Source organism: Microbacterium mangrovi (genome assembly GCF_000802305.1).
Taxonomy (GTDB): domain Bacteria; phylum Actinomycetota; class Actinomycetes; order Actinomycetales; family Microbacteriaceae; genus Microbacterium; species Microbacterium mangrovi.
In genome coordinates this window covers 139,243-153,776 of the sequence record NZ_JTDK01000011.1, presented here as the reverse complement: position 1 = coordinate 153,776, position 14,534 = coordinate 139,243, and the positions used below count along the sequence as shown (strand labels likewise).

Annotated in this window: 14 protein-coding genes; 10 read left to right on the top strand and 4 right to left on the bottom strand. The window is 69.8% G+C overall.

The features are described from left to right. Position 1: 1 nt before the first annotated feature. The 7 genes from eccB (at position 2) to LK09_RS13065 (ending at position 5,690) form a co-directional block, all read left to right on the top strand. Complete coding sequence (eccB, locus tag LK09_RS20800) at positions 2-1,324, top strand: type VII secretion protein EccB (protein ID WP_052226743.1); 1,323 nt, start codon at positions 2-4, stop codon at positions 1,322-1,324. Next, positions 1,324-2,616: a S8 family serine peptidase gene (locus LK09_RS20795; protein WP_052226742.1), complete on the top strand. Its 1,293-nt coding sequence runs from the start codon at positions 1,324-1,326 to the stop codon at positions 2,614-2,616. Before eccB ends, LK09_RS20795 begins: the two co-directional genes overlap by 1 nt. A gap of 48 nt (positions 2,617-2,664) precedes the next feature. Further along, positions 2,665-2,934, top strand: coding sequence for a hypothetical protein (locus tag LK09_RS13085; RefSeq protein WP_197061052.1), 270 nt, complete (start codon positions 2,665-2,667; stop codon positions 2,932-2,934). Between the two features lie 42 nt (positions 2,935-2,976). Further along, positions 2,977-3,207, top strand: a complete 231-nt coding sequence (locus tag LK09_RS13080) for a hypothetical protein (protein WP_039400100.1) — start codon at positions 2,977-2,979, stop codon at positions 3,205-3,207. 108 nt (positions 3,208-3,315) lie between these two features. Beyond that, on the top strand, positions 3,316-4,458 hold the full coding sequence (locus LK09_RS20790; protein WP_156138795.1) for a hypothetical protein: 1,143 nt from the start codon (positions 3,316-3,318) through the stop codon (positions 4,456-4,458). Further along, positions 4,455-5,063, top strand: coding sequence for a hypothetical protein (locus LK09_RS21525; RefSeq protein WP_156138793.1), 609 nt, complete (start codon positions 4,455-4,457; stop codon positions 5,061-5,063). Before LK09_RS20790 ends, LK09_RS21525 begins: the two co-directional genes overlap by 4 nt. A 417-nt stretch (positions 5,064-5,480) precedes the next feature. Next, a complete protein-coding gene (locus tag LK09_RS13065; protein ID WP_039400095.1) occupies positions 5,481-5,690 on the top strand; it encodes a hypothetical protein in 210 nt (69 codons plus the stop codon). 7 nt (positions 5,691-5,697) lie between these two features. On the opposite strand, the gene LK09_RS13060 is transcribed toward LK09_RS13065, so the two are convergent. From LK09_RS13060 to LK09_RS13045, 4 genes are all read right to left on the bottom strand, one after another. Then, complete coding sequence (locus LK09_RS13060; protein ID WP_039400093.1) at positions 5,698-6,273, bottom strand: DNA-3-methyladenine glycosylase I; 576 nt, start codon at positions 6,271-6,273, stop codon at positions 5,698-5,700. Next, positions 6,270-7,103: a PP2C family protein-serine/threonine phosphatase gene (locus tag LK09_RS13055; protein WP_231563036.1), complete on the bottom strand. Its 834-nt coding sequence runs from the start codon at positions 7,101-7,103 to the stop codon at positions 6,270-6,272. Before LK09_RS13055 ends, LK09_RS13060 begins: the two co-directional genes overlap by 4 nt. Beyond that, on the bottom strand, positions 7,100-8,029 hold the full coding sequence (locus LK09_RS13050; protein ID WP_039400091.1) for an RDD family protein: 930 nt from the start codon (positions 8,027-8,029) through the stop codon (positions 7,100-7,102). Before LK09_RS13050 ends, LK09_RS13055 begins: the two co-directional genes overlap by 4 nt. Before the next feature lie 166 nt (positions 8,030-8,195). Then, positions 8,196-10,325 carry an acyl-CoA dehydrogenase family protein gene (locus tag LK09_RS13045; RefSeq protein ID WP_039400089.1) on the bottom strand — a complete coding sequence of 710 codons (2,130 nt, stop codon included), beginning with the start codon at positions 10,323-10,325 and terminating at the stop codon, positions 8,196-8,198. Positions 10,326-10,700: 375 nt separating this feature from the next. On the opposite strand from LK09_RS13045, the gene lysA reads away from it, so the two are divergent. The 3 genes from lysA (at position 10,701) to LK09_RS13030 (ending at position 14,475) form a co-directional block, all read left to right on the top strand. Beyond that, positions 10,701-11,960, top strand: a complete 1,260-nt coding sequence (gene lysA, locus LK09_RS13040; protein ID WP_039400086.1) for a diaminopimelate decarboxylase — start codon at positions 10,701-10,703, stop codon at positions 11,958-11,960. A gap of 143 nt (positions 11,961-12,103) precedes the next feature. Continuing rightward, complete coding sequence (locus tag LK09_RS13035; protein ID WP_039400084.1) at positions 12,104-13,582, top strand: APC family permease; 1,479 nt, start codon at positions 12,104-12,106, stop codon at positions 13,580-13,582. Continuing rightward, entirely contained in the window at positions 13,579-14,475 is an 897-nt protein-coding gene (locus tag LK09_RS13030; protein ID WP_039400081.1) for a universal stress protein, read from the top strand. The genes LK09_RS13035 and LK09_RS13030 overlap by 4 nt, the downstream gene beginning before the upstream one ends. Positions 14,476-14,534: the final 59 nt, after the last annotated feature.

The following is a 14,534-nucleotide window of genomic DNA, read 5'->3' as shown; positions in this document are numbered from 1 at the left end:
CGTGGCCACCAAGAGCGACCTCATCGCCGCGCAGAGCTTCTCGCGCAGGCGACTGCTGACAGCGTTCGTCAGCGGTGCGCCCGGCGGCAAGGAGCTCGAGCCGGCAGCCCCACTGCGGGCCGTGTTCGTCGCGATCGGACTGACCGTCGTCGTGCTGCTCGCCGGCGTCTTCTACGGCCTGGTGCGTCCGGGGCTGCCGAACGGGTGGCAGAACGGGCGGATGGTGATCGCCAAAGACAGCGGTTCGCGCTACGTCACGGTCGACGGCACCCTGCACCCGGTGATCAACATCGCCAGCGCGCGGCTGCTGATCCCGTCGGGCGACTTCGGCATCGTGTCGACCGACCAGCAGACCCTCGCCGACCTCAAGCTCGGGTCGACGCTCGGCATCGTCGGCGCGCCGGATTCGCTGCCGGCATCCTCGGCGCTCATCGGCGACGCGTGGAGCGCGTGCGCGATCCCGGCGGCACGGGTCGACGTGCGCGTCGGCGGCGGCAACGGGGTCGCGACCACCGACACGGCCGCGGTCGTCGAGTCGGGCGGCACGCGGTACGTCGTCGAAGGGCAGCGCCGGTACGCGGTCGACGCGTCCGAGACGGATGCCGTGCTCCGTGCGGCCGGCCTCGCCTCGGTCGTGCCGCAGAGGGTGTCGGCATCCTGGCTGAATCTGTTCACGCCGGGAACCCCGCTCGGACCGATCACGGTTGCGGATGCCGGAAAGTCCGTGCCGGGCAGTGGCCTCACGGTCGGCGAGGTCGTGCACGTGAAGGGGAGCCCGGCCGCGGAGCGCTTCCTCGTTCAGCCGGACGGCACGCTCGCCAAGCTGTCCCCGCTCGCCTGGCAGCTGTACCAGCTCGGCGGCGGCACGACGGCGGCGACGGTGTCGGAGGTCTCCGCGGCCGATGTCGCGGGCCTCGGTTCGTCCGCGCATCCCGCCGGCGGGGCGGACTGGCCTGCCGCGGGCTTCACGCCGATGGCCGCCGGGATGCGCCCGTGCGCACAGCTCACCCACGACGCGTCCGGCGCGCACAGTGTCCTCGCGACGCAGCCAGACTCGGTCGCCGTCGCAGCGGGGGCCCACGTCGCCGCCGGACACGGCGCCCTCGTGCGTGCCGGAGGCCGCGGCGATCAGGCATCCGGCATGGTCACGCTCATCGACGCGACCGGCACGGCGTACGGGATGCCCGGTGCGACCACCGAGACGATCAAGCGGCTCGGCTACGCGAAGCGCGACGTCGGCACCGCTCCGAGCGCGTGGACGGCGCTGTTCGCGACCGGTCCGGCGCTCACCGAGGCCGCAGCGGGGAAGACACCGGAGAACTGATGGGCCGCGCGATCGGCCGCGGCGCCGCCGGGACCCTCTCCCTCGGGCTCGTGCTGGCTGCGGTCGGGTGGGCTGCGCCGGTCGTCGCCGACTCCGGCCAGTGCACGGCATCCACGCGGATCACGCAGCCGCCGACCGCGTTGACCGAGCTGCAGAGCGACCTCGCCTGGAGCGTCACGCGCGGCGCGGGAGTGACCGTCGCGGTCGTGGATTCCGGGGTGGATGCCGCCAATCCCCACCTGACCGGGGCGATGGCCGCGTCGGTCGACCTGGTGCCCGGCGGCGGTCCGGCGGATGCCGACGGGCACGGGACCGCGGTCGCCGGGATCATCGCGGCACGCCGCATCCCGGGCTCCGCTGTCGCCGGTCTCGCCCCGGGCGCCCGGATCCTGTCGGTGCGCGTCTTCGCCGGCACGTCGGACGAGCAGGTGAAGGGCGGCACCGGGCCCTCGGTCGATCGACTGGCCGCCGGCATCCGCACCGCCGCCGACCGGCACGCGCAGATCATCAACGTGTCGCTGTCGACGGCCGTGCACGAGCCCGCGCTGGATGCCGCCGTCAACTACGCCACGAGCCGGGGCAGCCTGGTGGTCGCGAGCGCGGGCAATCGCGACGCTTCGCTCGCGGTCGACACGACGGTCCGCAACGGCGCCCGGTACCCGGCCGGCTCGGCCGGTGCCGTCGGCGTCGCCGCAACGGATGCCGTCGGAGTCGTGACGGATGCGACCATCCACGGCCCGCACGTCGCGCTGAGCGCCCCGGGGCAGAACGTCGCGACGACGTCCTCCGCCGGCGGCGACTGCGTCTACGCGACCGACCACCCGGCGGCGAGCTTCGCGACCGCGTACGTCTCGGCCGCGGCCGCCCTGGTGGCATCCGCCCACCCCGACGAGACGCCGGCGCAGTGGGCCTATCGGCTCGAAGCGACGGCCGTCCGGGCCGACCCGGATCAGCGCGACGACGTCTCGGGCTGGGGCTCGGTGCAGCCGTACGAGGCGATCGCGCTCGTTCCCGGCCCCTCGGTGCGGGGCCCGGTGAGCCCGTTCGACGCGAACGCGGCCGCGCCGCTGCCGCCCGCCGGGCAGCCCACGGTGACGGTGGCACACGAGCCGCGGATGGATGCCGCCGCGATCCAGGGGCTGGTGGTCGCGGGGACCGTCGCGGCGGTGCTGCTCGTGGTCATCGGGACCCTCGGCGTGCTGCGCCGGCGACGCGGCGCCGCGGATCCGGCTCCGGCGGGGAAGGGTTTGTACGGACGGCCGGGCGACGAGCAGGAGGAGCACCGTGGCTGAGACGCACGGGGTCCTCAGCCGGCAAGGCGCTGATCGGATGAGGGGAAGGTGCGTGTGAAGTTCACCGACACCGCGTTCTCGCGAACGCACCGGTACGCGCTGGGAATCGAAGAGCAGTCCGGCCGCCGATACTTGTCGATCCCCGTCAGCAACGGACTCGTCGACTACGAGGAGTACTACGAGATCTCCGATGCCCAGTATTCGGCCCTGCTCGTCGATGAGGCGGTCGCCGCGCGCTTCGCTGCTGAGTGCCGCGCGCACCGCCACGACGATCTGCTGATGCAGCAGCCGGGCTGGAACCGCGGAACGGCGGTGTGAGGATGCCGGCGCTGCGGATGACGCGAACTCTCGTGAACCTGGATGCGCTTCTCTCTCGGGACCATCGCCGCGACCGGCGACCCGTGTCTGTGGATTCCAGTGACGAGCGGTGTCGCGGACTACAACGAGTACTACACGCTCACCCCCGACCAATACGAGCGATTCGGTTCGGATGAGACCGCCGCAGCCGCGTTCGCCGACGAGTGCCGCCGTCGCGAACACGACGACTGCCTTCTTGAACAGCCCGGCTGGAACCGGGGAGCGCCGAGGTGACGCACCTTCTCGACCTTCCACCGGGGCGTGATCTCACCCCGATGTAGGGTCGAAAGGGTTCGCGTGTGCAACCGGCCGCAGGGGGTGACGGTGTCGGGGAATCCTTTGGTGGCCTCTGCGGTGGATACCGCGACTCCGTTGTCGGGCACGGGTTTGTTGGATGATGGTGCGCAGCTGGTTCATGCGATCGAGTCGGGGGATTGGCTGGCGGGTGGTCTGTCGGCGTTCGCGGTCGGGGTGGACACGGTCGCGGCGGTGTCGGACCCGCTCGGCTCGCTGATCGCGTCGGGCCTTGGCTGGTTGATCGATCATCTGGAACCGATCAAGGGCTGGTTCGATGACCTGACCGGCAACGCGGGTGAGGTGGAGGCGTTCGCGGCCACGTGGACGAACATCCAGACCCAGTTGCAGGTGTCGGGTGCGGAGCTGACCCGCCGCGTGACGGACCTGGACAGTCTGGCGGGTGAGGCGATCGATGCGTATCGCCGTTTCCAGGCGGATGCCGCCGCCCATCTGGCGGGTGCGGCATCCTGGGCGGGCGCGATGGCGACCGGCCTGCGGGTGGCGTCGCAGGTGGTGCAGTTGGTGCACGACCTGGTGCGGGATGTGTTGTCGCAACTGGTGGGGTCGGCAATCTCGTGGGCCGCGGAGGCTGTCTTCTCGCTCGGCTTGGCGACGCCGTGGATCATCGAGCAGGTCAGTACCCGGGTGGCATCCTGGGTGGCGAAGATCGGCACCAAGCTGACCGAGCTGCTGACCGCGTGCAAGAAGCTCGCCGGGCTGCTGGGGGCGCTGCACGGGCTGATCTCGAAGGCGGGGGCCCTGTTCGAGAACGCGCTGCGCAAGACGGCACCGGCAGTGCGCCGCACCGTCGCCGGTGATCAAGGCGAACTCAACCTCGACGAACTCATGAGCGGTAAGGGGGCCGAGCCCAAGGGCGTAGCCGCGCGCGGTTTGACGGGTGAGCAGATCGACGGGGCGATAGATAGCCTGTGCCGCGGTGCAGACCTTCTGCGAAACAAGAACGGTCTCAGGCAGTACAACAAACCCGGTGACTACACAGATGCCGCCAGAGATTTCCAGGATCTCACGGTCGGCCTTGAAGTAGTCGAGTATCCGAACGGAACGAAGGTGGCGGTATTGATCGACGGCACGACCGTCAATGTCCGCGGACGGAGTTCGGCCGGACCGCCGACACTCGAGATGCAACGCCCGAGCGGCACAGCAAACATCAAGGTGAGGTACCAATGAATGCAGACAGAGACGAGACTGCACGGGCAGTTCGCGACATTCACGATCCTGACACGCGCCGGGCGGCATTGACGCGCGCCTACCGTTTGGCCGGGCCGGATGACTACCGGTTGTCGCCTGAATGGCTGAGTGACCCGATGGTGTTTGCGATGGCCGAGGACAATGAAAGCCATGCGGGTGCGCATAATGTGACAAAGCTCGCCCGAGCGTGCGATCAATATCCGGAGACGAGATGGTTCGCCGCTGCGGTCTTCTCCGGTGAAGTGTCTGACCTCGTAGAGGTTCCGGACCCTCCTCGCGCGTTAGGGTGGGCGGACGAAGATGGAGCCCGCGTGCGCGCCATCGGGGCAATCTATGCCGGGCGGAGCTTTATTCTTTTCAGCCTTGATCGTCCAGCGGCGATCCTCTATTCAGTGCACGAGTACTCACTGATCACCGGTAGCCGACAGTTCGTCGAGGCGTACTTTGGAGACCTGGACCGGGCCGCTGAGGATCTTGACGAATTCTGGGATGATGCCTACGCGATTTGGGGAAGCAATCCGGCTCACGCCGCGGAGTTCGAGAAGCGACGTGCCGTCGTGCGTGAGCAGATCCGCCTCTGGTGAACCACGCGTCTGCCTATGAGATCAGCGTGTCGCATGGGGAACTGACCGGCATCCAGCCTCGATCTTTCGTCGCGCCGATGAGTTGCTGTGTTCGGCGTCGTTGCCGGGGTCGTGGTGCTGATTCTGGCATGAGGGTACGACGGTGGCCGCGTTGCGCTGCGGTGGCGGTTCTCCGGGGTTCCTCATCGTGATGGTCAGCGGGCCTGTGGAGATACTGACCATGCGTGAACGAGGGTGCAACGTGTGCCTCGAGGGCGTTTACAACGGCACTGGGCCGAGGCTCGTTGCGACAACTTCGCCGGCTGACCTCCTCTATCGGTGCCCCGTCTGCCGCACTTGGTGGATCGGCGATGGACATTCGTCCCATCCCGTCACCGATGAGGAAGCCCGTCACCGTTTCCCGCAGGAGGTAGCCGAATGAACCCGCCGACCCAACCCGTCGTCGATCGCGCCGTCGCCCGTGTCCGCGACGGCGCGCTCACGATGCAGAGCGTGCTCTGGACCCTGGCCGCATCCACCCTCTTCGTCCCGAGCGGGGCCGACCCGGGACCGGACCGCGGCGGCATGACGCCGCTCGACATCGCCCCCGAAGGGCTGGCCGTGTTCCGTCAAGAACTCGGAATCTGACCTCGCGTCAGGCGGCGCGCCAGCATCCGGCGAGGTGGTCGTCGACCATCCCCGCGGACTGCATGAGCGCATACATCGTCGTCGGGCCGACGAAGCGGAACCCGCGCTTGCGCAGCGCCTTCGACATCGCCTCCGACTCCGGCGTCACCGCGGGGATCTCCCCCATCGACGCGCGACGCGGACCCGGGGCATCCGGCGCGAAACTCCACATCAGCGCGTCGAGCTCGCCCTCGGCCATCTCCGTGACGAGCCGGGCGTTTCCGATCGCGGCCTCGATCTTGGCCCGATTGCGGACGATGCCGGCATCCCCCATCAGCCGCTCGACGTCCGCGTCGCCGTAGGCGGCCACGATCATCGGGTCGAAGCCCTCGAACGCCGCCCGGAAGGCCGGGCGCTTGCGCAGGATCGTGATCCAGCTGAGCCCCGCCTGGAATCCCTCGAGGCTCATCTTCTCGAACAGGGCACGGTCGCCGTGCAGTGGCGTTCCCCACTCCTCGTCGTGATAGCGGCGGTACTCGGGGTCGATGCCCACCCACGGGCAGCGCGCGACGCCGTCCTCGCCGATCATCGGCGAGGCGTTCATCGCCCCATCCCGTCGATCAGGCGCGGCGCGGAGGGCGCCGAGGATGCCTCGACGCGACCGGTCGGAACGGTGTCTTCGATGTCGTCGTCGAAGGGCTCGGACGGGATGTCGACCACGACCGCGGTCACATTGTCGCGTCCGCCGTGCTCCACCGCCCGGCGCACGAGCTCGGTCGCGGCCTCGCCCGGATCGGCGATGTCGGCGAGCACCTCGGCGATCTCGTCGTCGGACAGTTCACCGGTGAGGCCGTCCGAGCAGGCGAGCAGGCGATCGCCCTGCGCGGCCGGCAGCAGCCAGTAGTCTGCATTCGCGACGCTGTGGTCGCCGCCGCCGATCGCGCGGGTGATGACGTTGCGTCGTGGATCCATCGCGGCGGACTCGGCATCCAGCGCGCCCGCGTCGACCAGCTCCTGCACCAGCGAATGGTCCACACTGATCTGCTCGATGCCGCCGGCCGTGAACCGGTAGGTGCGCGAGTCGCCGATGTTCACGACGAGCCAGTACGGATCGTCGCCGCGCCACGACACGACCGCGCCCGTCAGCGTGGTGCCGGCGTTGCCGCCGCCCGCGATGTGCGTGACGCGTTCCTGGGCTCGGAGGATCGTCTCCTGCACCTCCTCGGCGTCGAGACCCGCTCGGCCCGCGAGCCGGGTGAACTCCGCGATGACCGCGGCGGATGCCAGGTCCCCGGCGTCGTGCCCGCCCATCCCGTCGGCGACGAGGAACATGGGAGATTCGACGAGGAAGGAGTCCTCGTTCACCGTGCGGCGCTGCCCGACATCCGTCGCCGCACCCGCGACCACCGTCAGGTTCGTACCGACCGCCGTCACGAGCGCCCCACCACGGCGAACCGGTCGCCGAACTCGAGCTGATCGCCCGGCCGCAGCGGTACGCGTACGCCCGGCGTGAGACGCTCATGCGTCCCCGAGCGCACCAGCACGGTGCCGTTGGTCGAGTTCAGATCGGTGATGTACGCGGAGTCCGTGGCGATCTCGATCTGGAAATGAGTCTTGGACAGCGACAGCGAGTCGTCCTGCACCGGAATCACGGCGGCGCCGTCCTGCGCCTGCGGGTTGCGCCCGAACACCGTCCGCGCGTGGACGGGGATGCGGGTGCCGTCGTCCCAGATGAGCGAGACCGCCGGGGCGGGCGGCGGCGGGACGGGCGGCACGGAGGGCGTGGGGCGAAGCGACGGAATCGGGGCGGTCGCAGCCGGGACCACCGAGCTGGCCGCGACGAAGTCGGGACTCGCGACCGCGCGCACCGCACCGGCGACGCCGGAGACCCGCACGCGTTCGACCACGAGCGAACCAGCGGCCTTGTCGTGCCACCCCTGGTGCAGCTTCTCGTCGAACAGCGGGGTGACGAAGCCGACCAGGATCAGGCAGCTGGCCAGCCACACGATGTTGCGCAGCGCCGACCGCAGGAACCCGAGCGGGCGCGCGTCACGGGCATCCACCGCGTGGATGCCGCAGATGCGCTGGCCGACCGACCCCTGCCCGCCCTGCATGATCGTGATCGTCAGCCACCAGGCGAACATGAGCACCGCGGCGATGACCTGCACGACCCCGGCGCCGGAGCCGGCCTGGCCGATCTCGTGGGAGCTGACGCCGCTCACGCCGATGATGATCGTGATGATGCCGCTCAGCGCGCCGATGATCGCGAACGGCACCGCGTCGATGACGCAGGCGCCGATGCGGCTGCCGAGTGTGGCGAGGGCCTCGGGTTCGGAAGAGTCGGGCGGGAAGCTGGCCACGGCCGTCCTCCTTCATGCTGTCATCGTGCTTCGCACGGGGGCGCCGGGAAGCGGAATCGGCGTGATCGGGAACCGAATCCGACAACGAGCGTACGTCGTGCAGGGCCGCACGCACAGTCGGGGCCACCGACGGCTCCGCGCCGATGGCCCCGAAATGTTGGATCGATCAGGACTTTTTGATCTTCTTCTCCGGTGTGGGCGCCTGGCCGGATGCCGCGAGCTGAGCGAAGTACGCGCGCGCTTCGTCCTGGCGTTCCTGCTCGGCGCCGAGTGCGATGGGTGCACGCACGTGCTCCGGCTCGAAGCCCCAGGCGTCGACGAGGTCCTGCGCGTGCGGCCGCAGCCGCGTGCACAGCCGGTCGATGTACGACGACACCGCCGCCGCGCGCTGGGTCGACAGGCGCCCGTTGATGATGTACCAGGCGAGGTGCTTCTCGATGAGGCTCAGACCGAAGAGGTCGCGCAGCCAGGTGAGCACGTGGCGGGTGCCGGCATCCTGAACCGTCGCCAGCGCGTCCGTGAACGCCTCCCACTGCAGCAGCTCGCCGTGCGCGCGGGCCGCCTCGATCAGCTCGGCCTGGTTCGCGTTGAAAAGGCCGGCGGCATCCGCCGGGGAGAGCTTGGATGCCGGACGGAGCCGACCCGCGATGTCCGCGATCATCTGCTGCACGCGACCCGCGAGCAGCTCGTGCTGCTGGTCCTCGCGCAGGCCGCGCTCCACCGAGCGGGCCGTGGAGCCGAGGTCGCCGACCGCCTGGCCGAGACGGCGCAGGCCCGCACCGTGGAACAGGTCGCCGGCGGTCTGCCGCGCGGCGATGCGCGCGACGGTCGCGGCATCCTTGCCCTTGAACTGCTTGGCGTAGTCGCTGAGCAGCCGCTTGCCGACCAGCTGCAGCAGGATGTTGTTGTCGCCCTCGAAGGTGACGTAGACGTCGAGGTCGGCGTGGAGCCCGACGAGGCGGTTCTCGGCGAGGAATCCCGATCCGCCGCACGCCTCACGGCACTCCTGGATGGTGTCCAGTGCGTTCCAGGTCGACAGCGGCTTCAGGGCCGCCGCCAGGGTCTCGAGGTCCTCGCGCTCGGTCGGGGTGTCGGCCCGGCCGGAGAACACCCCGTCGAACTTGCGCAGGAACACGTCGTGCGCGAACGCCTGCGCGTACACGGTCGCCAGGCGCGGCAGCAAGCGCCGCTGGTGCTTGCCGTAGTCCAGCAGCACGACCTCCGGCGTGCCCGCGCCGGAGTCGAACTGGCGCCGCTGATTCGCGTAGGTGATCGCGATGTCGAGGGCGAGCGCGGCCCCCGTGGTGGATGCCCCGTCGAGCGACACCCGCCCCTGCACGAGGGCGCCCAGCATCGTGAAGAAGCGGCGCCCCGGGCTCGGGATGTCGCTGGTGTAGCTGCCGTCCGCCGCGACCTGGCCGTACCGGTCGAGCAGGTTGAAGCGGGGCACGCGCACCTGGTCGAAGTGCAGCCGGCCGTTGTCGATGCCGTTCAGACCGCCCTTGTAGCCGTCGTCCTCGCCGCCGACACCGGGCAGGAACGCGCCCTCGTCGTCGCGGATCGGCACGAAGAAGCAGTGCACCCCGTAGTTGACCCCGCCGGTGATGAGCTGCGCGAAGACGGTCGCGGCCTTGCCGTGCAGCGCGGCGTTGCCGAGGTAGTCCTTCCATGCCCCGCGGAAGGGGGTGTGGATGACGAACTCCTCCGTCTGCGGGTCGTACGTCGCCGTGGTGCCGATCGCCGCGACATCCGACCCGTGCCCGGTCTCGGTCATCGCGAACGCGCCCGGCAGGCTCAGGTCGATGATGTCGGACAGCCAGGCATCCCAGTGCTTCTGCGTGCCGAGCTGGTACACCGCGGAGCCGAACAGGCCCCACTGCACGCCCGACTTGATCTGCAGGCTGGGGTCGGCGAGCACGAGCTCTTCGAAGCCGGCGATGTTGGCGCCGTTGTCTTCGAGTCCGCCGAACTCCTTCGGGAACGCGCGACGCGAACCGCCGGCCTCGACCAGCAGCTTCAGCTGGGTGAGCACGCGATCGCGGTGCTCGGGCATCGGCTGGCCCTCGATGCGCCAGAAGTCGGGGTTCTTGATCATCTCGCGGGCTTCGCGGCGGGTCTCGGCCCACGTGCCCAGCAACAGGTCGGTGACCTGCGGGATGTCGATGCGCGGCTCGTCCGTGTGCGCCGCGGCGGCGCGTGCCTGCGCCTCATCGGCCGTGTGGGGCGCGGTCGGCGCACCCCCGGCGGGGGTGTGCTTGTGGACCGCGGGCTTCTTCATTCGGACGGCGTCGACCATGACGGCACCTTTCGACGAGGTTCTGGGGAGTCGATTCGACGGTAGGACTCCTCCAACGGATGCACCAACCGGTTGTCGCATCGATACAAGGATGCCAGCGGGCGATCTCGCCCCGCGTTGTGGCATCCTGCAAATCCCCGCGGCGGGCCGGCGCCGGCCTCCGGCATCCGACATCCGGCATCCCTCCGCCGATTTCGGAGAATCGCCCCGAATTCGGATAAGGATGCTCCGAGCATCCGACATCGGGCCGATTCTCCGAAAAACAACCACCCGGGTGCCCGGGGCTGCCCGCCCGAACGTCCGACACCGGCGTGCCCTGCTGTTGCCCAGCATCTGCCCTGCGTTTGACCTGGGAGCAACCCTAGGATCGGCTCCATGACGCACGGCATCCTCGAACTCTTCCCGACGGGCACCTCGGTCGACTCCGACGGCACACTGCGATTCGCGGGATGCCGCGCCGATGATCTCGCCCGCGAATTCGGCACTCCGGCGATCGTCGTCGACGAGCGAGCGCTGCGCGCCCGCGCCCGCGAGTACCGCGACGAACTCGCCGCGCGCTGGCCGAACGCCCGCGTGGTGTTCGCCTCGAAGGCGTTCCCGGCCACCGCCGTGCAGCGGGTCATGGTGGAGGAGGGCATCGGCCTCGACGTGGCCGGCGGCGGCGAGATCCTGAGCGCCCTGCGCGCCGGCGTCGACCCGGCCCTGCTGGTCATGCACGGCAACGCGAAGTCCACCGAGGAACTGAAGATCGCCGTGGATGCCGGACTCGGCCTCGTGGTCGTCGACAACGAGAACGACGTCGACCGGCTCGAGCAGCTGGTGCCGGAAGGCCGCACCCAGAACGTGCTCGTGCGCATCGTCCCGGGCGTGGAGTCGTCCACCCACGCCCACGTGCAGACCGGGCAGATCGGCTCGAAGTTCGGCCTCACCGTGCCGGCCGCGCGCGAGCTCATCGCCCGGATCGAGGCGAGCCCGCGCGTCACCATGCGGGGCGTGCACGCGCACGTCGGCTCCCAGATCATGGACCCGGCGGAGCTCGCCGCCGCCGTCGCGCCGCTCGCGACCCTCGGCGAGTTCCCGGTGTACGACCTCGGCGGCGGCCTCGGCGCCCGCTACACGTACGACGAGCATCCGGCATCCGTCGCGGAGTACCTCGATGCGCTCATCGCCGCGGCCCGCGAGCACCTGCCGGCGAGCGCCGAGCTCATCATCGAGCCCGGCCGCAGCATGGTCAACGCGTCGGCGATGACGCTCTACACGATCACGACGGTCAAGCGGGATGCCCGCAACTTCGTCGCGGTCGACGGCGGCATGGGCGACAACCTCGAGGTGGCGCTGTTCGAGCAGCGCTACGAGGCCGCGCTCGCCGCGCGCATGGACGACGAGCCCGAAGAGGATGCCACGATCGTCGGCCGCCACTGCGAGTCCGGCGACGTGCTGATCGATCCGATCCGGCTGCCGGCCGCCCGCGTCGGCGATCTGCTGGCGGTTCCCAACACGGGTGCGTACACGCACACGATGGCGAACAACTACAACGGCTACCGGCGCCCTCCGGTGGTGTTCGCCGCGGACGGCGCAGCGCGGGCGGTCATCCGCCGGGAGAGCTGGGAGGATCTCTTCGCCCGCGAGGTGTGACGACCGGCCGGCATCCGGACCGAGACCAAGAATGTCTGTGATCCCAGACGGATTCCTTCCGGTCCGGGTTGTCACCGGGCCTGACAGGCGTCACCCTTGACGGAGCCGGTCGAGGTGGACCGGCCCGATCACCAGGAGTCCTGATGACCTCACTCGGGCGGCAACTGCTGCGACGCAAACCGATCCTGTTCCAGCACAAGTTCCACGCCGGCGAGGAGCTGCCGCGCAAACTCGGCACCTTCCAGCTCATGATGTTCGGCGTCGGGGCGACGATCGGCACCGGGATCTTCTTCGTGCTGAGCAACGCCATCCCGCTCGCCGGGCCGGCGGTGATCATCTCGTTCATCGTCGCCGCGGTCGCCGCCGGACTCTCGGCGCTCTGCTACGCCGAGCTCTCGTCGTCCATCCCGGTGAGCGGGTCGACGTACTCGTTCACGTACCACGCCCTGGGCGAGGGCGCCGCGATCCTCGTCGGCGGCTGCGTGCTGCTGGAGTACGGGCTGGCCGTCTCGGCCGTCGCGGTCGGCTGGAGCCAGTACTTCAACGAGCTGCTCGGCCACCTCTTCGGCTTCCAGCTGCCCACCGCCCTGTCGACCACGTTCATGGCCGGCCCTGACGGCGCACCGACCGGCGGGGTCGTCAACCTCCCCGCGATCGTCCTGGTGGGCCTGTGCATGCTGCTGCTCATCCGCGGGGCATCCGAGTCCGCGACCGTCAACGCCATCATGGTGTGCATCAAGCTCGGCGTGCTCGCCCTGTTCATCGTGATCGGCTTCTCGGCGTTCAACGCCGATCACTTCTCGAACTTCTTCCACCAGGCATCCGGCATCGGCGGGGCCGCCGGCACGATCTTCTTCTCGTTCATCGGCCTCGACGCGGTCGCGACCGCCGGTGAGGAGGTGAAGAACCCGCAGAAGGCGATCCCGCGCGCGATCATCGGCGCGCTCCTCATCGTCACGGCGACATACGTTCTGGTGTGCCTGGCCGGCATCGCCGCCGAGCCGGTCTCGTGGTGGGGCACGAAGGCCGCGGGCGAGGCGGGGCTCGCGAAGGTCATGGAGATGGTGACCGGGGCCCCGATCTGGGCGACGGTGCTCTCGGCGGGAGCGGTCATCTCGGTGTTCTCGGTGACCCTGGTCACCCTGTACGGCCAGACCCGCATCCTGTTCTCGATCTCACGCGACGGGATGGTGTCCAAGAAGTTCCTCGAGGTCAGCCCGCGCTTCGGCACCCCGGTGTTCAACACGGTCGTGGTGTCGGTTCTCGTCGCCCTGGTCGCCGGCTTCGTGAACGACGTCTATCTGTGGGACAGCGTCTCGTTCGGCACCCTGGTCGCCTTCAGCCTGGTCGCCATCTCGCTCATGGTGCTGCGCCGCAAGTACCCGAACCTCGAGCGCCCGTTCAAGGTGCCGCTGTTCCCGGTGATCCCGATCCTCACCGTGCTGGTGTGCCTGTACGTGCTCACCAGCCTGCAGCCGATCACCTGGATCATCTGCGTCACCTGGCTGGCGATCGTGTTCCTCTTCTACCTGGTCTACGGTCGCCGGCACGCGACCCTCAGCAACTACACGTCCGAGGAGGAGATCTCCGAGCCGATCCATCCCGAGCTGGAGGAGAAGTGACGTACCTCGTCGGGTACGGCCCGCGCAACGAGGATCGCAGCGCCGTGGAGCTCGCCGCCCAGCTGGCGCGGTCCGAGCACCACCCGATCCGCGTCGTCAGCGTCGTACCCAAAGGCTGGGGAACGCCTGCCGCCGGAGGCACTGATCGGGAGTTCGAGGCCTGGGCGGCCGCCGAGGGCGAACTGGCCGTCGATCAGGCCGGCGACGACCTGGCGCGGCATCCCGCCGTGGAAGGCACCGCGGAATGGGTGAGCGGCCGGTCCGTGCCGCAGACCCTCCTGGAGGAGGCGGCCGCGTCGGATGCCTGGATGCTCGTCGTGGGCTCCAGCGAGGATGCCGACCCCGGCCGCATCCGGCTGAGCTCGAAGACCGACCGGCTGGTGCACTCGTCCGGCATCCCGGTGGCCATCGCCCCGCGCGGCTACCGCACGGACGCCTCCGTGACGCGGGTCACGGTGGGATTCCGCGACGACGACGCGAGCTGGTCGCTGCTCACCCGCGTGGCGGAGATCTGCCGACGCACCTCGGCGAAGCTGCGCGTGGTGACCTTCGTCGTGACCCCGCCGCGGCGGCCGGTGACCGCCCGCATGGCCCACGCCGAGACCCAGGTGATCGGACTGTGGATGGCGCAGGCCGCCGGCGCGCAGCGCGACGCCGGGGAGCACCTGGCGAGCACGGGCTTCACCGCCGACGACCTCGAGATGCGGCTCGTCGAAGGGGAGGACTGGCGCGCCGCCATCGACGCGCTGGAGTGGGCCGAGGGCGACATCCTCGCCGTGGGATCGTCCGCGACCCACCCGATGGCGCGCGTGTTCCTCGGATCCAGCGCCGCGAAGATCCTTCGCAACGCGCCCGTTCCGGTGGTGATCGTCCCCGGTGCCGCCGCGGAATGACGCGGATGTCACGGGCTTGTCACACCCGGCGCGGAGTCTTGCGCCGGGTGTGAGGCGGG